Here is a 19,017-nt window from a genome sequence, read left to right on the forward strand (position 1 = left end):
GTCACCATCGTGTCCAGCGTTTTCCTTCCCAATTGCCGAAAGCAGGAGTTGCGACATGGCTGAATCCCCGGTGCTGTGGTTTGAAGAGATCGGTATGGGCGACGTCCCGCAGGTGGGGGGCAAAAACGCCTCCCTCGGCGAACTCATCCAGTCCCTCAAAACCAAGGGTGTGCGCGTGCCGGGCGGCTTTGCGACCACCGCGGACGCCTACCGCCGGTTCATCGAAGCCAACGGCATCGAACCGGCGATGCGCTCACAGATCCAGTCCTACCGCGCCGGCGAAACGTCCCTGCGCGCCACCGGGGAAGCCATCCGTGAGCTCTTCCTGGACAGTGAGTTCCCCGACGACACCGCCGCGTCCATCCGCTCCCACTACCGGGAACTCGGGGAGCGGGCCGGGGTGGACCGGCTCTCCGTTGCGGTCCGCAGCAGCGCCACCGCCGAGGACCTGCCAGATGCGAGCTTCGCCGGGCAGCAGGAGACCTTCCTGAACATCGCCGGGGAACGCGAACTCCTGGACGCCTGCCGGCGCTGCTACGCCTCACTGTTCACCGACCGTGCCATCAGCTACCGCGAGGTCAAGGGCTTCGACCACCTCGACGTTGCGCTCTCGATCGGTGTGCAGCGGATGGTGCGCTCCGACGTCGGCGCCTCCGGCGTGATGTTCTCCATCGACACTGATTCCGGCTTCCCGGGTGTGGCAGTGGTCAGCGCCGCCTGGGGGCTTGGCGAAACCGTGGTCCAGGGCACCATCAATCCGGACAAATACGTCGTCTTCAAGCCGCTGCTGGCCCAGCCGGAGTTCGCTCCGATTATCGAAAAGACGCTGGGCTCCAAGGACCGGAAAATGGTCTACAGCCGGGGCGGCCACGCCCGCACCAAAATGGTGGACACCTCCGACGCGGAACGCCGCGCTTTTGTCCTGGACGACGCCGAGATCCTCGCGCTGGCACGCTGGGCCGTGAGCGTGGAAGAGCACTATGCCCGGCCGATGGACATGGAGTGGGCCCGTGATGGTGTGACCGGCGAACTGTTTATGGTCCAGGCCCGGCCGGAAACGGTCCAGTCGCAAAAAACCGGCTCCCGGTTCACCCTCCACCACCTGCTGGAGGCGGGCAGTGTACTGGTGCGCGGCGCCGCGATCGGCGATTCCATCGCCCACGGCACGGCCTGCGTGATCCGCAGCGCCGCTGACATCGACAACTTCCGCGACGGCGCCATCCTGGTCACCGAGATGACCGACCCGGACTGGGTTCCGATTATGAAGCGGGCAGCAGGCATCGTGACCGACCGCGGCGGCTCCACCAGCCACGCGGCGATCGTGAGCCGGGAACTCGGGGTACCCGCAGTCGTGGGTACAGGAAATGCCACCGCTGTGCTCGCGGAAGACCAGTCCGTGACGATTTCCTGCGCCGAGGGCGACGAAGGCCGGGTGTACCAGGGCAGCCTCGCGTTTGAGACCGAGGACGTGGACCTCGGTGAACTGCCCGAGACACACACCAAAGTAATGGTCAACATCGCCAGCCCCGCGGCAGCCTTCCAGTGGTGGCGGCTGCCGGCCGACGGCGTCGGGCTAGCCCGGATGGAATTCATCATCAGCGCCCTGATCCGGGTCCACCCGATGGCGCTGGTTCACCCCGAGCGGGTCACCGACCCCCACGAGGCCGAGCAGATCCGTGCCCTGACCAGCGGCTTTGCCGACCCGAAGGACTATTTCGTGGACGCCCTGGCTCTTGGCATCGCCAAGATCGCAGCACCCCACTTCCCCCGGCCCGTGATCGTCCGGCTCAGCGACTTCAAGACCAACGAGTACGCTCACCTGATCGGCGGTTCCGCCTTCGAGGAACCTGAGGAAAACCCCATGCTCGGCTTCCGCGGCGCGTCCCGCTACTACGACGAGCGGTACCGCGAGGGATTTGCCCTGGAGTGTGCCGCCCTCAAACGGGTCCGCGAGAAGCTCGGGTTTAGCAACATTATTGTGATGGTCCCGTTCTGCCGCACCCCCCGGGAAGCGGACAAGGTGCTGGCCGTGATGGCGGAGCACGGCCTGGTCCGGGGCCAGAACGGCCTGCAGGTCTACATGATGTGTGAGATCCCGTCCAACGTCGTCCTCGCCGACAAGTTCGCCACCCGCTTCGACGGCTTCTCCATCGGCTCCAACGACCTCACCCAGCTTGTCCTGGGCGTGGACCGGGATTCGGCGCAGCTGGCCGCACTCTTCGACGAGCGGGATGAGGCCGTGATGGCCATGATCAGCCAGGCAATCCAAAAGGCGCACGCAGCCGGCATCAAGATCGGCATCTGCGGCCAGGGACCCAGCAACCACCCGGAATTCGCGGCGTTCCTGGTCCGTGAAGGCATCGATTCGATCTCGCTGAATCCGGACAGCTACCTCAGGACCGTTCCGCGGATCGCGGAAGCCGAGAAACTGCCTGCTTCCCGGTAGCGGCGGGAGCCTGCTTCTTGGCCTTCGCTGAGGTGCCCGGACTGAGTGCGCGCAGGGCATTGAGGATTGTCGCCAGGTCCACGAGTTCCTGGGACAAGGCACCTGCGATGGCCGGGACGAAGCCTGCAGCCGCGGCGAGCATCAGCGCCACGCTCAGCGCTATGCCGATCCAGATGCTTTGCAGCGCCACCTTGATGGTGCGCTGGCCGATCCGCACGGCCGCGGCTACCTTGGACAGGTCGTCCAGGATGATCACGACGTCGGCCGACTCGCCGGCCGCCGTCGAGCCGCGGGCACCCATCGCGATGCCGACGTCGGCGGCGGCCAGCACGGGGGCATCGTTGACGCCGTCCCCCACCATCATGACCGGTCGCAGCGGCAGGTCCCGGACGGCTTCGACCTTGTCCGCCGGCAGGCACTCGGCACGGACATCGGTGAGCCCGGCCGCGTCCGCGATGTGTTCGGCGGTCGCGAGCGCATCGCCGGTCAGCATCACCGTCTGGATAACGCCGAGTTCGGTCAGCTCGGCCAAGGTGCGGCGGGTTTCCCCGCGGATGGGGTCGCTCATCACCAGGGCCCCGGCGAATTCCCCGGCGACGCCGACATAGATGGCGAGTTCGCCGCTGGCCAGCTCGAATTCCTCGACGCCGCCGGCCGATTCAGCAACGAACTTCGGCTTGCCAACCACCACGTCGCGGCCGTCGAAGCGTGCCCGGACGCCGTGCGTGGCGAATTCGTTGGCCTCCGTTGCGGTTTCGAAGACGAGCCCGCGGTTCCGTGCAGCCTCCATCACGGAGGCGGCGAGCACGTGGGAGGAATATTGTTCGGCGGAGGCCGCCAGGGCCAGGACGTCGTCCTTGGTGAAGGACCCGGAGGTCCGGACGCCCACCAGGGAGGGACGGCCGTAGGTCAGGGTCCCGGTCTTGTCGAAGGCGACCGTCTTGATCCGGCTCAACTGCTCCAGCACGCCGGCGTATTTGACGATGATGCCGCCGCGCGCGGCACGGCTCATGCCGCCCAGGAAGGCCACGGGGGCGGCGATCAGCAGCGGGCACGGGGTGGCGACCACCAGCACCTCCGCGAACCGGGCCGGGCTGCCGCTGATGATCCAGCCGATCGCGCCGAGAAGGTACGCGAGGGCGGTGAACGGGACGGCATACCGGTCCGCGAGCCGCACCATGGGTGCCTTGCTGTCCGCGGCTTCCTTGACCAGTGCGACGATGCGGCTGTACTGCGAATCCGCCATCAGGGCCGTGACCCGCATCCGGACCGCGGCTTCGCCGTTGAGGGAGCCGCTCATCAGCCCGTCCCCGGCAACCCGTTCCACCGGAAGGCTTTCCCCGGTGAGGGAGGACTCGTCGAAGCTGCCGGATTCAGAAAGCAGGATGCCGTCCAGCGGCACCACTTCACCGGGTCTGACCAGCAGGATGTCTCCGATCCGGACGTCGGTGGCGGCAACATCCTCGAGCTGGCCGCCTGTGCTGGTTTCGGCGGCGGAGCTGCCGTCTCCTTCCCGGTGGGCAGTCTGCGGGACGCGTTCCAGCAGGGAGGTCAGTTCCTTTTTGGCCCGGCCGGCGGCGAAGTCCTCGAGGGCAGTGCCGCCGGCCATCATCAGGACAATGATCATGGCGGCGATGAATTCGCCCACCAGGACGGTGCTGACAATGGCGGTGACCGCCAGGATGTCGATGCCCCACTGGCCACCCATCAGCCGGCGGACCATGCCGACGCCCAGATAGGCCGCTACCGCCAGGGCGTAGCTGCTGGCTGTGATCTGCGCAATCGGCTCCTGCCCGGACAGGAGCAGGATAAGCACGGCGAGCAGGGCCGCGACTGTGCCTGCAACGAGCGGATATCGGAGAAGGATTTTCACGGATATCCTGCCTTAGCATTCGCTGGTTGGTGAGGCGCGCTCCACTGCCTTTATCCTACTGCCCGCCCCGTTCGGTCTGTGAGAGGCTGGAGCGGGCGGAGAATGACGTTGGTTGGGCCCGCCGTGCCCCCTGTTGGGGCGGCGAGGCGCAGCGGACAGCACGAGGAGGAACGGCGTGGCAAGCAGTTCAGGCACCATTGATACGAGGACCGCCCTGGTGGTCGGGGCCAGCGGCATTGCCGGATCGGCTCTGGTTGACCGGCTGGCCGATGAGGGCTGGGACGTTGTGGCCCTCTCGCGGCACCCGATCCGGCGCGGCGATGTCCGGCACGTGAGTGCGGACCTGACCTCCGTGGAGAGCCTGCGTGAAGCCCTGGCGGGTGAACGGCCCAGCCACGTGTTCTACACGGCGTGGTCGCGGATGGACACGGAACAGGAAAACATCGACACCAACGCTGCCATGCTGCGGAACCTGCTGGCGAGCCTCAGCGGCCAGCCAGTGCAACACGTGGCCCTGATGACCGGGTTGAAGCACTATCTGGGTCCGTTTGAAGCGTACGCGGCGGGGGAGATGCCGGACACGCCGTTCCGCGAAAGCGAGCCCAGGTTGCCGACGCCTAACTTCTACTACGCCCAGGAAGACGAGTTATGGGCTGGCGCGGGCCGGCAGGGCTTTGGCTGGTCCGCGCACCGGGCGCATACGGTTATCGGACATGCGGTCGGCAACGCCATGAACATGGGTCTAACGCTCGCGGTCCAGGCGTCCATCTGCCGGGAACTCGGCCTGCCGTTCATCTTTCCCGGCTCCGAGACGCAGTGGAACTCCCTGACGGACATGACCGACAGTGGGCTCCTGGCAGAACACATGGTCTGGGCGGCCACCGCCGATGGGGTAGCCGACCAGGCGTACAACATCGTCAACGGAGACCTCTTCCGCTGGCGCCGCATGTGGCCTGCGCTGGCCGCCTATTTCGGCGTCGAATCCGTTGGGTACGAGGTCCGGCCACGCCCGCTGGAACAGCAGATGTCCGGCCAGGAGGGCGTCTGGGCAGGCATCGCCGCCCGCCACGGGCTGGCCGAACCCGAGCTCGCCCGGGTCGCGTCCTGGTGGCACACAGACGGTGACCTGGGCCGCAACCTCGAAGTTGTTACGGATATGAGCAAGAGCCGGCTTGCGGGCTTCACCGGCTACCGCCGCACGGAAGACTCCTTCATCCGCTTGTTCGACCGGTACCGGGCCGACCGGCTGATACCGGCAGCGTCCCCGCCTGCCCGGGCCTTTCAGCCCTAGTACGGCTGTCGCCGGCGGTGCCACAGTTAAAGCATGAGGCCGAACCTTTCCGGCCGACGCCGGTGGCTGGTGGCCGCCGCTGCGGTGTTCTTGGTGGCCGCCGCCGTTGTGCTTGCAGTTGTGTTGAGAGCCAACCCGCCGGCGGCTGCCCCGACAACACCGCCGCCGGCGTCGTCAGCTCCGGCATCGTCACCTGTGGACACCGCCGGCCCGTCGGAGGAGCCGGCGGGCAGCCCGACGCCGGGTTCGTCGCCGTCGGACGTTCCGGTCCGCACCCCCAGCGAAACGGCTCCGGCCGGGCCGGTACCGGTGCCTGCCATCCCTGCGCCCGAACCGCCCCCGGCGCCTGCGCCCGAACCGCCCCCGGCGCCTGCGCCCGAACCGCCCCCGCCCCCGGCGCCCGAGCCGCCCCCGGTCCCGTTCCCCGCCGCGCTCGCCGGCCGCGATCTGGAGGTAGTCCCGGGAGTGGGTGCAGTGGTGGCGCTGACTTTCGACGCCGGAGCCAACGGCGCAGGGTTGCCCAGCATCCTGCAGACACTGGCCACCACAGGCGTTCGCGGCACGTTTTTCCTGACCGGCAACTGGGCGGCCGGCAACCCGGCGGGTGTCGCGGCGATCGTCGCGGGCGGCCACCGGGTGGGGAACCATTCGATGACCCACCCTGGTTTTACCGGGCTCCCCGACGCCGCGATCGGGGACCAGCTGGTTCTGGCGCAGCAGGCCATCCTGGCCGGCGGAGCTGACCCCCGTCCCTTGTTCCGCTTTCCCTTCGGTGAACGCGATGCCCGGACCATCGCTGCCGTGAACGCCTACGGCTACCTGGCCGTCCGCTGGAGCGTGGACACCCTGGGCTGGAAGGGCAGCAGCGGCGGGATCTCGGCGCGCATCGTGGCTGACCGGACACTCGCCGGCCTTCAACCCGGGGAGATCGTGCTGATGCACATCGGTTCCAATCCCGACGACGGGACCACCCTGGACGCCGATGCGCTGCCCGGGATCATCGATCGGATCCGCCAGGCCGGTTATGGCTTTACCACCCTCGATTCGCTGCTTGGCTGAGGGCTATTCGGGCCGGCGGGGCGGAATAGCGGTACAAGGCCACTGTCGCAGTTGCCGCAGGCCTGATACGACTGAGGAATGACGGAGTCGCCCACCCTAGCCGCAGCCCTTGCGCCCGTCGATGCCGTGATCTTTGACCTGGACGGGGTGGTCACCGACACCGCCGGTCTTCGCTCGGCGGCATGGAAGCAACTCTTCGACGCAGTCCTCCAGGACCCGAGGCTTCCAGCCGGGACCCGCCGGGATCCGTTCTGCACCGACGACTACCTGGACCTCGTGGCCGGCCGGACGTGGGAAGACGCGGTAACCTCTTTCCTGGCCTCCCGCGGAGGGGCAGTCCCGGACGGCAACCCCTCAGATGGCTCCGGGGAATGGACCGTCTTCGGGCTCGCCGCACACCAGAACGAACTGTTCGAAAAGCTGCTCGGTGACCAACCGGTCCGGGCGTTCCCGGGCACAGTGGACCTCCTCGGCCGGCTGAAAGCGGGGAGAATTCCGGTGGTGCTTGCCACCTGCGCCAGAAACGCCGGCGCGCTGCTGGCCGCCGCCGGCCTCGGGGACTTCTTCGACCACGTCGTCGACGGTCAGACGGCCCTGGACCGCGACGTTGCGGGCAAGCCGGCCCCCGCGCTGCCGTTGGAAGCGGTGCGGCGGCTCGGGATCCCGCCCGCCCGGGCCATGGTCATCGAGGAATCAGCGGCCGGGGTTGAAGCCGGCCGGCGCGGCGGCTTTGGGCTGGTCGTTGGCATCGACCGGTCCGGGCGCCGGGGCCCGCTGGAAGAGGCGGGCGCCGACGTCGTCGTCGAGGATGTCAGCCAACTGGACATTGGACTCGTCATCACACACCCGTGGCTGCTGGTCTACGAAGGCTTCGACCCGGTGCATGAGGGCCACCGCGAAGCCCTCACCACCCTGGGCAACGGCTACCTGGCCACGCGGGGCGCCGCCCCCGAACACCGGGCCGGGGCCGTGCACTATCCCGGCAGCTATCTCGCCGGCGTCTACAACAGCCTGCGCAGCGTTGTGGCGGACCAGGAAACTGTCGACGAACACATGGTCAACATTCCGGACTGGCTGCCGCTGGACCTCCGGATCGACGAAGGGCCATGGTGGTCCGAAGGCGGACTTTCGCTCCGCAGCGAGCGCCGCACCCTGGACCTGAAGCGGGCGGTGCTGACCCGGGAGGCGCTTCTGGAGGACAACGCCGGCCGGCAGCTTCTGCTGGTGCAGCGCCGCTTGGTGTCAATGGCCGTCCCGCACCTGGCCGCGATGGAAACGGTCGTCACGGCCGTCGGCTGGGACGGCGGCGTCAGCGTTCGCAGCGGCTGTGACACCGGGGTCACCAACTCCAACGTCCCCGAGGACGCGGCGCTGTCCAAGCGGCACCTGGGGTCCGTCCGGGTTACGGCGGCCGGGGACGGCCCGGGTGCCGCCGAACTCACAGTGGAGGTCCGGACCGTCACCAGCGGAATCGGGATCGCCCTGGCGCTCCGGACGGAAATCGCCGGGTCCGACGGGCCGCCCGGGGCAGGGATTCCCGAACAGCTGAATGGGCTGCACACGCACCGCTTCGAAGTTTTTGTGACAGCGGGTGCGCCGCTGACGATCCTCAAGACCGTGGCCGTGACCTCCTCGCGCGATCACGCCATCGCATCTCCCCGAACGGCGGCCCGGGCCGTCCTGGCCCGCGCCTCGGGCGGTTTCACGGCGCTGCAGGCCGAGCACGACGCCGCATGGGCCGTCCTGCTCCAACCCTTTGTCATAGAGTTCGACGCCAGCTCGCAGGCCCAGCTGATCCTGAACCTGCACGTCTTCCACCTGTTGCAGACCCTCACCACCCACACCGCCGAAGTCGACGCCGGTGTACCGGCCCGCGGGCTGCACGGCGAAGGGTACCGGGGGCACGTCTTCTGGGATGAGCTTTTTGTCCTCCCACTGCTGAATTCGAGGCTGCCCGCCCTCGCCCGCGAGCTCCTCGATTACCGCTGGAGGCGGCTCGGCGCGGCCCGGGACGCGGCGCGGGACGCGGGACTTAAGGGGGCCCTGTTCCCATGGCAAAGCGGCAGTGACGGCACTGAACAGACGCCGAAGCTGTTGTTCAACCTGCGGTCCGGGCACTGGATGAAGGACTATTCGCGGCTCCAGCGCCATGTCGGCCTCGCTGTCGCCTACAACGCCTGGCAGTACTTCGAGGCCACCCAGGACCGCGGGTGGCTCACCGGGCATGGGGCGGAAATCATCGTGGAAGTCGCCCGGCTGTTCGCGTCCATGGCGGAATTCGACCCGGTCGAAGACCGCTTCCACCTCCGGGGAGTTATGGGCCCGGATGAATACCATACCGGCAACCCGGGTGACCCGGGCGGCGGGCTGAACGACAATGCGTACACCAACGTGATGGCGGCCTGGGTGTTCGACCAAGCCGTCTGGATGATGCATTCCGTGCGTGGATTCGACATGGACGAACTGCGGACCAGGCTGCTGGTCACCGCCGCCGAGATGACGGCCTGGGAACACCTCAGCCGCCGCATGTTCGTTCCGTTCCACGACGACGGCGTCATCAGCCAGTTCGACGGCTACGCCGCGCTCCGGGAACTTGACTGGGACCACTACCGCCGAAGCTACGGGCTCATCGAGCGGCTGGACCTGATCCTGGAGGCGGAAGGGGACAGCACCAACCACTACCGGCTGGCCAAACAAGCCGACGTCCTGATGCTGCTTTACGTCCTGGGCGAGGACCAGCTGATCCGGTTCCTGGCCCGGATGGACTATACCGTTACCGCAGCGCAGATGGCAGCCACTGTGGACTTCTACCTGGCCAGGACAGCGCACGGATCAACGCTCAGCCGGGTGGCCCACGCCTCGGTGCTGGCGCAGCGGAATCCCGAGCGGGCGTGGGAAACGTTCCGGGAGGCGCTGGACGCGGACCTGGATGACACCCAAGGCGGAACTACCCGCTGCGGCATCCATCTCGGCGCCATGGCCGGCACGATCGACGTAGTGCAGCGCAGTTTTGCCGGGCTGCAGATTACGCGCGATGCCCTCGACTTCGTCCCCCGGCTGCCCGTCGAGCTCAGCCGCGTGGACTTCCAGGTCCGCTACCGGGACCAGATGCTCGCCGTTCACCTGGAGCGCGACCGTCTCAGGGTATCGGCAGCGCCTGGCGACGCGGCCCCGGTGCTGGTGCGGGTGGGCGCCCGCAGCGTCCTGATCCAGCCGGGCCAGGAACACGAATTCCTGCGCGCGGACGACCGATCCGGCCTGCCCGCCACTGGCCGGCTACGTTGAGTCCATCCGGAGCACCGCCGCTCCGGTGACCCGGTCCTCGGACAGATCCAGCAGCGCCCGGTCCGCGGCCTCAAACGGGTAGGCCACTGTGGTGGGCCGGAGCGGGATCTCCGCGGCGACGCGCAGGAACTCCTCGCCGTCGGCCCGGGTGTTGGCTGTGACGCTGCGCAGCTGGCGTTCCTGGAACAAGTCCGTGGCATAGTTCAGCGCCGGAATATCACTTAGATGGATGCCGGCAACAGCGAGGGTGCCGCCACGGTCCAGGGCGCGCAGTGCTACCGGAACCAGGCCGCCGGCCGGGGCGAACAGGATCGCCGAGTCCAGCGGATCCGGCGGCTGCTCATCGGCGCCGCCGGCGAAGGTCGCGCCGAGCTCCAGGGCGAGGGTCCGGGCCTCCTTGGATCGGGTCATTACATACACACGCGCGCCCTGGAAAAGGGCAATCTGGGCCGCCAAATGCGCGGATCCGCCGAAACCGTAGATCCCCAGCCGACCGCCGATGGGCAGATCGGCCCGGCAGAGCGCCCGGTAGCCGATGATCCCCGCGCACAGCAACGGCGCGGCCTCCTCATCCGAGAAGCCCGACGGGAGCCGGTAGGCGAAGTCTTCGGCCACCGTGATGAGTTCGGCGTAACCGCCGTCGCGGTCCCAGCCGGTGAACACGGGGGAGAGGCAGAGGTTTTCATCTCCGCGCAGGCAAAAACGGCAGGAGCCGCAGGTCCCGCCAAGCCAAGGGACGCCGACCCGGTTTCCCGGTGAGAACCGCGTGGCGCCGTCCCCGCACTTAATGACATCCCCAACGACCTCGTGGCCGGGGATGACACCGGGCCGGCGCGGGGCGAGATCGCCCTCAGCCAGGTGCAGGTCCGTGCGGCAGACTCCACACACCCTTACCCGCAGCAATACCTCCCCGGGGCCCGGTTTGGGGTCGGGGCACTCGGCTTGCACAAGGGGGCCTGTCCTCATCGGCCCGGGCTGCCCTACCCGCCATGCTCGCACGGGCGTCCTCCTCTCCAAGTCACCTCCAGCTCCCCTCTGAAGGATTGGTCCGGTGAAGCATGGTCAGCGCACAGTCAAGGCATTGCCGCGCGCTTTGTTCAGGTCAGCCGTGTCCGCCTCCGGTCGGTACTGCGCCCAGTAGAACTCAATGGGTCGGAGCGGGCTAGGGGCTTTGGTCCCGCGGGTTGGGCCGATCCCCCTCGGTAGCGGCAGTGCGACCCGGGACGGCCCCCGCGCCCGCTGTGCTGTGCTGTTCACGGAGTTCGCGGCCCCGTTTGATGTCCTCCTCTTCACGCGCCTGCAGCTTGTCACTCTGCTTGGTGTCCCGGGGTGGCAGCTGGATGGTTTCCTCAGCCTCAATCCCGGCCTGCAGTTGGCGGCCGCGTTCCATTTCGGCGTCGAATTCGGCGCCGAAGAGCAGTGACAGGTTCAGGATCCAGAGCCAGAGCAGCGAGATGATGACGCCGCCGATCGCGCCGTAGGTCCGGTTGTAGCTGCTGAAGTTGGCAACGTAGAACGCGAAGGCCAAGGATGCCAGCAGGAAGATCACCAGGGCGATCAGCGAGCCCAGGCTCATCCAGCGGAATTTGGGCTGCTTTACGTTTGGGGTCGCGTAGTAGAGGATGGCGATCGCAAGCACCACAAGCAACAAAATGACGGGCCATTTGAGGATGTTCCACGCTGTCAGGACGGCACCGCCCAAACCAATGGCGCTGCCGATGGACTCGGCCACGGGGCCGCTGAGGACGAGCATGGCCGCCAGCAGTACAACAATCAGCACGGTGGCGATCGTGACGGCGAGCATCGTGCCCCGGAGTTTGATGAACGGCCGGCCCTCGTCGATTTCGTAGATCCGGTTCATGGCCCGCCCGAACGCCCCGACATACCCGGATGCGGACCAGAGAGCGGTAAGAAGTCCGATCACCAGGGTGAGTCCGGCGGCGGAGGAGCTGCTGAGCTGCTCGATTGGCTGGCGGATCGCTTCCACGGTTTCAGCAGGCGCGAATCCCCGGGCGATCTCCAGGAACGCGGCGGTGGTCTTTTCGGCTTGCCCAAAAATCCCCAGCAAGGACACCAGCGCCAAGAGCGCCGGAAAAACTGAGAGGACCGAGTAGTACGTCAGGGCCGCGGCGAGGTCGGGGCACTGGTCCTTGGTGAATTCCCGCAGCGTTTTCTTCGCGATGAACTTCCACGACGGTTTGGTGACGTCCGTGGGGCTGTCCGGCTTGCGCGAATCGTCCGGAGCGGGCGCCGTGCGGGCCTTGGCTGTGCTGCTCTCCTGGGTTTCGGCGTCGTTTATGCTGCTATTTTCTGCCGTGGCAGGGTTTTGGGTCATGGGATTTTTTCCTTTGTCGGGTTAAGCGCATCGGCCGGCCGTCCGGCGCGTGAGCGCAGGTCGGCCGGCCGGGTTCTCGCGGGATCAGGCCTGCTGGACGGTGTCCTTGGCCTCTGCGGTCCGCTCTTTGACGTCCGCGACCGCGCCTTGGCCCTCGGCTTTGACGGCCTCGGTGGCATCTGCAGCGCTGGCCTTGACGCTTTCCATCGCAGCCTGGGCGGGCTCTTTCAGTCCCTCGGCCATGTGTTTGGCGGCCTCGGTCAGTTCGGTGGTGAACGGCTCGGCCGCTGTCTTGAGGGCATCAGCAGCTTCGCGTTCCTTCTGGCTGGCCGGGATCAGGGCGGAGGCCAACAGGCCCGCGCCGAAGGCAATCAGGCCCGCCGCGAGCGGGTTGCCCCGGGTCCTCGTTTTGACCTGCGCGGGGGCGCCCCCCATCGCTGCCCCGGCGTTGCCGAGGTGCGCACCCGTGTTTCCGGCGGCGGTGTGGACGTTGCCGGCGGTGTGGTCGGCAGCGCCCATGACTTTTTCCTTCACTCCGAAGACGGCGTCCTTGACGTTCGCTTTGACCCTGTCGGTCTGCCGCTGGACGATGTGCGACGGTGTGACCTTGTCCGCTACGGCATCGACGTTCGTGCCCAGCCGTGCGCGGGTTGCTTCAATATCTGCTCGGATGGCATCCGGGTTTTCACTCATCGTGTTTCCTCGCTGGATCTAGGGGGTGGGTTTGAGCGTGGGAGGGATTTCCTGCAGCGTAGCGACGGTCTGGGGCAAGCCCCTGATGGCGTTGAGTTCCTTGCGGCCCGTGGCTGCCAGGGCTGCGGCGATGATTCCCCAGATGACGGCGACGACGACGCCGGACCAGCCCAGTCCCAGGAGCGTCCCGAGCGCCCACCAAAGCGCCAGGGACAGGAATAGCAGGACGAAGTGGCCCGCGACGCCGGCACCGGCCAGCATCCCGCCGCCCTTGCCGGCGCGGGCCGCTGACTGTTTGAGCTCGACCTTGGCCAGCTCCACTTCCTGCCGCATCAGGGTGGACATGTCCCGCGTTACCTCGCCCAGGAGGTCACCCAAGGACGAGGATTCAGCTTTGGCGTGCGCGGCGGTCTGAGGCATGTCGCTGGTCATCGACGGCCGCCGTCAAAGGGGTCATCGCGGAGCGGATCCTGCCGGAGCGGCTCAGTCACGACAGGCTCGGAGGCCCAGCGGTCCTGCCGGGCGGTGTCACCGAACGGGTCATTCCCGGCGGGAGCCGGCGGGTACGTGTCCGCGAAGCCCGCCGTCGTGGTTTCCGGGGCGGGCAGCTGCACGGGCGGCGGCGGGACTGCCCTGCCGGTGTCCGGGACCCTGGTGCCGGGGTTTGCGGTGGCACCGGCGGCGGCCGGTTCCGGTGCGCCGGCGCTGAGGCTGCGGCTGAGCCGGCCGGCCAGCACGCCGGCTCCGGCCGCCAGGAGCAGGAAGGTGCCGGGCCGCTCGCGGGCAAAGGACTTCACCTCGGTCAGCAGCGAGCCCGGATCGCGGCCATCGAGCCACCCGGCGACGGCCGAGGAGCGTTCGGCGGCCTGGCGCACCAGGTCGGTGGCGACGCCGGGCTGTTCGGAAGCTGCGGCCATGGTGTGCAGTTCGGTGGAAATGGAGTGCAGGCCCGCGGCTACCTTCTGCTGCTGCGTGCCGGCCTGATCCGTGAGGTCCGACTTCGCCTGCTGCAGGAGATCCCGGGCGTTCGTCTTCACCTCGGCGGCAACAGTGGCTGCTTCCGTCTTGGCCGTCTCGGACACGTTCCGGGCCGAATCCGCGGCCTGGCGCTTCACATCCGCCGCCTCATCCTTGGCGGCGTCGGTCTTTGCGGACCCGTTGGACGGCGGCGGGAACGTGGATTCCGGCCGGAGGGCCGTCTGCTGGGTAGCCGCAGGAGTGCCGTTGCTGCCGCCCTGGGGCCAGTGGTTCTCTGTCATCTTCGCGCTCTTTTCACGATCGGCTGCTGATCACAAACCAGCAATTGCTGGGGAGTAAATACTAAGCATGATTACTACCTAATAGTAAGTACCCTTTGCTTTATTTCTTTTGTGATGACGGATCGGCGTGCGCCCGCCGCCTCCGGCTCATGGTGACGGCCGCGCAGAGCGGTGAACTACGCTTGAATCATGAGCAAAACGGTGCACAGCTGATGGCGAAGCGGGGCCGGGCTGCTGGCCGAAGCAGCACCGAAAGGACGGCTGGGGTGGTGGAACTCCCGAAGGGAACCCGCCCCGACGGGCCGGTAGAAGGCGTCTATTACATCGACACCGGTGACTGCGAGCTGATCGCGGACCAGGACAACTCCAACGGCTGGCTGTTGCGGATCAATGGTGTGATGAGCTCGCACATCGATCTGGCCGATCCCTTGTTCCTTGACTTCGAGTACATGCGCTGGATCTCGGCCCTGGTGGAATCCCGCTGGGCCCGGGATTCCCGGCCCAAACTGCGTGCCCTGCACCTTGGCGGCGGAGCGTGCTCGCTGGCGCGCTACTTCCACGCGGCCTACCCGGACGCGCGCCAGGTGGTGGTGGAGCTCGACGGCAAACTGGCCGGGTATGTCCGGGGCTGGTTCGACCTGCCGAAGGCCCCGCTGATGCGACTCCGGGTGGGGGAGGCCCGCGCGGTTACCGAAAGCCTGACGCCGCAGACCCGGGACCTGATCATCAGGGACGTTTTCGCCGGCTCGCTGACGCCGCGCCCACTTACTACCAGGGAGTTCAACGAGTACGCCCGGGGCGTCCTGGCACCCGGTGGGATGTACGTGGTCAACTCGGGTGACGCGCCGGACCTTCGGAATGCCCGCGAGGACGCGGCGACGATCGCTGACGCTTTTAAGTACACAGTGATCATCGCCGATCCGGCCATGCTTAAGGGCAGGCGCTTCGGGAATATGATCATGGCCGGAAGCGATGTGCCGTTCGACGACGATCCCGGGCTGGCTCGACGCCTGCTGGGCGGCGGGGTGCCTGCCCATATCTGGAACGACGCCAAGGTTCGGGCGTTTGCCGCCGGCGCGTCAGTCCGTCACGACCCTCCGGCCGCGGACCCGCCGTCGCAGGCTGCTTCTTAGCGGTCCTGCTGCGGCGGGGACGGCGCGGCGCCTACGGGGCCGCGGGCGACATCCGTCCCCGGCCCATCAGCGACTCATGGTGCGCTGTCGTCTGCTCCCGAAGCGCCTGCACCACGGCGGCGACGGCGGGCCGGCGCATGGAGTCAGGCCGCAGCACCATCCAGTACGGCAGCAGTTCGGCGAACTGCGCCGGCAGCAGGCGGACCAGGTCCGGGTGCAGGTCGGCCGCAAAACAGGGCAGGAAGCCGATGCCGGCACCGGCACGGGTCGCCTCCACGTGGACAAAGACGTTGGTGGAGCTCAGCCCGTCCCGCATGGTCGGCACCAGCCGCCGCGGTGCGTCAAGATCGTCCACCTGGAGCATGGAATCGACGAAATACACCAGTGAATGGGCGGTCAGTTCCTCGATAGTTGTGGGCGTGCCGTATTCAGCGAGGTAGCCGCGGGAGGCGTACATGCCGAGCATGTACTCACCCAGCCTGGCGGCCGCGGCCCGGTGCACCTGCGGTTCGCCCACCACGACTTCGATGTCCAGCCCGGAACGCTGCTGGAGTGCCCGCCGGGTCACTGTGATGATCTCGACGCTGAGTCCCGGATGGTCCCGGCGCAGCCTCGCCACGGCCGGGGCCGCAATGTAAGCGCTGAAGCCGTCAGTCGCGGTCATCCGGACGACGCCTGTGATCGGGTCCGGGGCCCGTCCCGGCTGTTCGAGTGTGCGGATCGCAGCCTCCACCCGCTCGGCGACCTGCACTGCTTCCGCACCCAGATCCGTCAGCTCCCAGCCGCCGGAGGCACGCGAGAGCACCCGCCCGCCCAAAGCCTTCTCCAGGGCAGCGATCCGGCGCGAGACCGTCGTATGGTTCAGCCCGAGGGCTTGGGCTGCAGTGGTGAACTTCGCGGAGCGGGAGACGGCTAGGAGCACCAGCAAGTCGTCAGGGTTTGCATTCATATCTGCAATTCTGCACATAAGACGTGCTTGTTTGACCATTGAATCGCCCACTTTGTGCGGCAATACTCAGTGAAGCTGCTCAGTGACGTGCCTCGCGCCTCCTCTGGGCCGTTGACGACCGCGAAACTGAGGAGTGCAGACATGGAGAGCAGCTTGAACGGGCGCAAAGCGCTGGTGACCGGCGGAGCCGGCGGAATCGGAGCCGCCAGCGTCCGCGCCCTCGCAGCACGCGGTGCGAAAGTGGTGATCGCGGATCTGGATGAGGCCGGCGCAGCAGCGCTCGCCGACGAGGTGGGCGGCACCTCCTGGGCGGTCAATCTGCTCGACGTCGAGGCGCTTGAGACCGTCAGCCTGGACTGCGACATCCTTGTCAACAACGCCGGCATCCAGCGGATCAGCCCGATTGAGGACTTCGACCCGGCAGACTTCCGGCGCATCATCACGTTGATGCTGGAGGCGCCCTTCCTGCTGATCCGGGCAGCGCTGCCGCACATGTACGCGAACAACTTCGGCCGGATCATCAACCTGTCGTCAGTGCACGGGCTCCGCGCCTCGCCGTTCAAGAGTGCCTACGTCTCCGCCAAACACGGTCTCGAAGGCCTGAGCAAGGTCACCGCGCTCGAAGGCGGCCAGCATGGCGTCACTTCCAACTGCATCAACCCCGGCTATGTCCGGACGCCGCTGGTCGAGTCCCAGATTGCAGACCAGGCCAAGGTGCACGGGATCCCGGAGTCCGAGGTCCTCGCCAACATCATGCTGACCGAGGCCGCCATCAAGCGGCTGGTGGAACCGGAGGAGGTCGCCTCCCTCGTCGCTTGGCTGTCCTCCGACGGCGCCGGTATGGTCACCGGAGCGAGCTACACGATGGACGGCGGCTGGTCGGCCCGCTAGTGCGCAGCCGACGGGTCCTCGCCGGTGTCGCTGTCCGGTCGCGGCGTGGCCGGTTCTGTGGAGCGGCGGATGTAGTCGTTGACGGCGTCCTCGGGAACCCGGAAGGACCGGCCCACCCGCACCGCCGCGATGGCATGTGACTTCACCAGCCGGTACACGGTCATTTTGGAGACCCGCATGGCCGCCGCGACTTCCGCGATGGTCAGGAAGTGCGAGGACACGTTCGCTGCGCTCATTTCTTCTGGCCTGTCCACTAGTCGGGGCTCTGGAGTTGGCGGTAATCGTAGAAGACCACGTCATCGGGGGAATTGCCGGTTGTCCGGAGGCCCACGTAGGGAGCCTCGATGACAGCCACTTTGCCCAGGTGCCGGCCGTTGAAGGGATCATCGCCAATCAGGACCTGTCCCACCCGGAACGGAATCCGTGGAGTTCCTGCCCGGCCCACTTTTCCGGAGAGAAAACCGGCCATGGTGCGTCTTTGGCGTTGTGTGTGTGGAGATGCGGGGAAAACCATCTGAACCACTCCCTCGGTAGGCGTGCCATTCGGAGATACGGCGAGCCCGGGCCGGCCGCGGCAGGGCTCCCCAGCCAGCGTTCCGGCCGGTCCGGTGCCGCCGTGCAGCCAATGTAACCTTCAGTCCCTTTCGTCACACGAGTAACTTCTACCCCTACCGAAGCTGGCACCACTTGGGTTGCAGCGCCGACTACTTGTCAACCGCAATGCCGGGAGCCGGCCCGGGATCCCGGCGGGCAGCTCACTGGATGTCCGGCATACCAGACACTGCAGCGGGCTTGGGCTGTGCGGGGCGCCCTCCCGGGGGCATGCTTAAGTACGGGATACCGGACACCGTGCAACGTAAATGAGGATCCATGCCAGCCCCCACCAGCACCACAACAGCCAGCGCCGCACCGGCCAGCGACACCACCTCGAAGTCGGTCTCCAAGGTTCCGGCCGCGGAAAACACCCTCCGCATCCTCAAGCTGCTCGCCTCCAGGCGGGGGCCGATGGCGGCGTCAAACATAGCCACCGCGCTGGGCCTGCCGCGCTCCAGCGTCTACCACCTGCTGGGTGTGATGGAGGCCAATGGCTTTGTGATGCATCTGCATGAGGAGCAGCGCTACGGGCTGGGCATCAGTGCCTTCGAACTCAGTTCGGCGTATTCGCGGCAGGAGCCGCTGTCCCGGTTAGGCCGGCCGATGCTCGCCTCGCTGGTGGACGTGATCGGCGAGAGTGCGCACCTGGCCGTGTTGCACGGCCGCGATGTGCTCTACATCGTCGAGGAACGGGCGAAGAACCGCCCGTCGCTGGTGACCGACGTCGGGGTCCGGCTGCCGAGCCACCTCACCGCGAGCGGGCGCGCCATTCTCGCAGCGCTGCCCAAGTCCCAGGTCCGGGCGCTGTACCCGAACGCCGCGGCCTTCAGCGCCCGGCACGAGACGGAATCGCCCATCATGAAGTACTCGGCACTGTCCTCGCATCTGGACCAGGTCCGGCAGCGCGGCTACGCCACCGAGCACGGGGAAGTCACACCGGACTTCGGTTCGATCGCCGCCGCGGTCACCGACCACGTGGGCTGGCCGACGGCCGCCGTTGCCGTGACGTTCCTGGAGGACAAACTGCCGGCGGACCAGTGGCCGGCCCTGGCCGCCAGGGTGCGGAAGGTCGCGGACGAGCTCTCAGTCCGGATCCACGGCCGCCCCGGCCCAACTAGCTCGCAGTAGGTGTCGTTTTGAGCGCCCAAAACGACAATAACTGCGAGCTAGTTGGGTCTGGGATCCCGGACAGCTCCCGCTGATACCCCC

General features: G+C 67.3%; 17 protein-coding genes. 7 read left to right on the plus strand and 10 right to left on the minus strand.

The annotated features are described in order from the left end of the window. Positions 1-55: 55 nt before the first annotated feature. Complete coding sequence (gene ppsA / locus ABIB49_RS01060; protein ID WP_354156581.1) at positions 56-2,446, plus strand: phosphoenolpyruvate synthase; 2,391 nt, start codon at positions 56-58, stop codon at positions 2,444-2,446. On the opposite strand, the gene ABIB49_RS01065 is transcribed toward ppsA, so the two are convergent. After that, positions 2,394-4,319 (minus strand): heavy metal translocating P-type ATPase, encoded by a 1,926-nt coding sequence (locus ABIB49_RS01065; RefSeq protein ID WP_354156582.1) that lies wholly within the window; start codon positions 4,317-4,319, stop codon positions 2,394-2,396. The two genes, ppsA and ABIB49_RS01065, sit on opposite strands and share 53 nt — an antisense overlap. A gap of 175 nt (positions 4,320-4,494) precedes the next feature. Here ABIB49_RS01065 and ABIB49_RS01070 point away from each other — a divergent pair, with 175 nt between their 5' ends. Further along, positions 4,495-5,610 carry an SDR family oxidoreductase gene (locus tag ABIB49_RS01070; RefSeq protein WP_354156583.1) on the plus strand — a complete coding sequence of 372 codons (1,116 nt, stop codon included), beginning with the start codon at positions 4,495-4,497 and terminating at the stop codon, positions 5,608-5,610. A 26-nt stretch (positions 5,611-5,636) separates the two neighbouring features. On the opposite strand, the gene ABIB49_RS01075 is transcribed toward ABIB49_RS01070, so the two are convergent. Further along, complete coding sequence (locus ABIB49_RS01075) at positions 5,637-5,930, minus strand: hypothetical protein (protein ID WP_354156584.1); 294 nt, start codon at positions 5,928-5,930, stop codon at positions 5,637-5,639. 154 nt (positions 5,931-6,084) lie between these two features. Between ABIB49_RS01075 and ABIB49_RS01080 the strand changes: the two genes are divergently transcribed. Together ABIB49_RS01080 and ABIB49_RS01085 are read left to right on the plus strand one after the other, a co-directional pair. Beyond that, a complete protein-coding gene (locus tag ABIB49_RS01080; protein WP_354156585.1) occupies positions 6,085-6,669 on the plus strand; it encodes a polysaccharide deacetylase family protein in 585 nt (194 codons plus the stop codon). Between the two features lie 78 nt (positions 6,670-6,747). Beyond that, the gene (locus ABIB49_RS01085; protein ID WP_354156586.1) at positions 6,748-9,954 is read left to right on the plus strand and encodes an HAD family hydrolase; all 3,207 of its coding nucleotides are present in this window, start codon (positions 6,748-6,750) and stop codon (positions 9,952-9,954) included. Here the strand turns inward: ABIB49_RS01085 and ABIB49_RS01090 are convergent. From ABIB49_RS01090 to ABIB49_RS01110, 5 genes are all read right to left on the minus strand, one after another. Beyond that, on the minus strand, positions 9,946-10,953 hold the full coding sequence (locus tag ABIB49_RS01090) for a zinc-dependent alcohol dehydrogenase family protein (RefSeq protein ID WP_226775892.1): 1,008 nt from the start codon (positions 10,951-10,953) through the stop codon (positions 9,946-9,948). The genes ABIB49_RS01085 and ABIB49_RS01090 overlap by 9 nt on opposite strands. A 163-nt stretch (positions 10,954-11,116) precedes the next feature. Beyond that, positions 11,117-12,289 (minus strand): YihY/virulence factor BrkB family protein, encoded by a 1,173-nt coding sequence (locus ABIB49_RS01095; protein WP_226775893.1) that lies wholly within the window; start codon positions 12,287-12,289, stop codon positions 11,117-11,119. Between the two features lie 84 nt (positions 12,290-12,373). Beyond that, complete coding sequence (locus ABIB49_RS01100; protein ID WP_226775894.1) at positions 12,374-12,982, minus strand: DUF3618 domain-containing protein; 609 nt, start codon at positions 12,980-12,982, stop codon at positions 12,374-12,376. Between the two features lie 18 nt (positions 12,983-13,000). Beyond that, on the minus strand, positions 13,001-13,402 hold the full coding sequence (locus ABIB49_RS01105; RefSeq protein WP_282359520.1) for a phage holin family protein: 402 nt from the start codon (positions 13,400-13,402) through the stop codon (positions 13,001-13,003). Between the two features lie 8 nt (positions 13,403-13,410). Then, positions 13,411-14,241: a hypothetical protein gene (locus tag ABIB49_RS01110; protein ID WP_226775896.1), complete on the minus strand. Its 831-nt coding sequence runs from the start codon at positions 14,239-14,241 to the stop codon at positions 13,411-13,413. 212 nt (positions 14,242-14,453) lie between these two features. On the opposite strand from ABIB49_RS01110, the gene ABIB49_RS01115 reads away from it, so the two are divergent. Next, positions 14,454-15,374, plus strand: a complete 921-nt coding sequence (locus ABIB49_RS01115) for a spermidine synthase (RefSeq protein ID WP_226775897.1) — start codon at positions 14,454-14,456, stop codon at positions 15,372-15,374. Between the two features lie 31 nt (positions 15,375-15,405). On the opposite strand, the gene ABIB49_RS01120 is transcribed toward ABIB49_RS01115, so the two are convergent. After that, positions 15,406-16,323: a LysR family transcriptional regulator gene (locus ABIB49_RS01120; RefSeq protein WP_226775898.1), complete on the minus strand. Its 918-nt coding sequence runs from the start codon at positions 16,321-16,323 to the stop codon at positions 15,406-15,408. Positions 16,324-16,464: 141 nt separating this feature from the next. On the opposite strand from ABIB49_RS01120, the gene ABIB49_RS01125 reads away from it, so the two are divergent. Further along, positions 16,465-17,214: a 3-hydroxybutyrate dehydrogenase gene (locus ABIB49_RS01125; RefSeq protein WP_226775899.1), complete on the plus strand. Its 750-nt coding sequence runs from the start codon at positions 16,465-16,467 to the stop codon at positions 17,212-17,214. Here the strand turns inward: ABIB49_RS01125 and ABIB49_RS01130 are convergent. Further along, complete coding sequence (locus ABIB49_RS01130) at positions 17,211-17,450, minus strand: helix-turn-helix domain-containing protein (RefSeq protein ID WP_226773450.1); 240 nt, start codon at positions 17,448-17,450, stop codon at positions 17,211-17,213. The two genes, ABIB49_RS01125 and ABIB49_RS01130, sit on opposite strands and share 4 nt — an antisense overlap. 17 nt (positions 17,451-17,467) lie before the next feature. Next, on the minus strand, positions 17,468-17,683 hold the full coding sequence (locus tag ABIB49_RS01135; protein WP_226773449.1) for a hypothetical protein: 216 nt from the start codon (positions 17,681-17,683) through the stop codon (positions 17,468-17,470). 401 nt (positions 17,684-18,084) lie between these two features. On the opposite strand from ABIB49_RS01135, the gene ABIB49_RS01140 reads away from it, so the two are divergent. Then, a complete protein-coding gene (locus tag ABIB49_RS01140) occupies positions 18,085-18,936 on the plus strand; it encodes an IclR family transcriptional regulator (protein WP_226773448.1) in 852 nt (283 codons plus the stop codon). Positions 18,937-19,017: the final 81 nt, after the last annotated feature.

The organism is Arthrobacter sp. UYCu512, assembly GCF_040547075.1.
Lineage (GTDB): Bacteria > Actinomycetota > Actinomycetes > Actinomycetales > Micrococcaceae > Arthrobacter.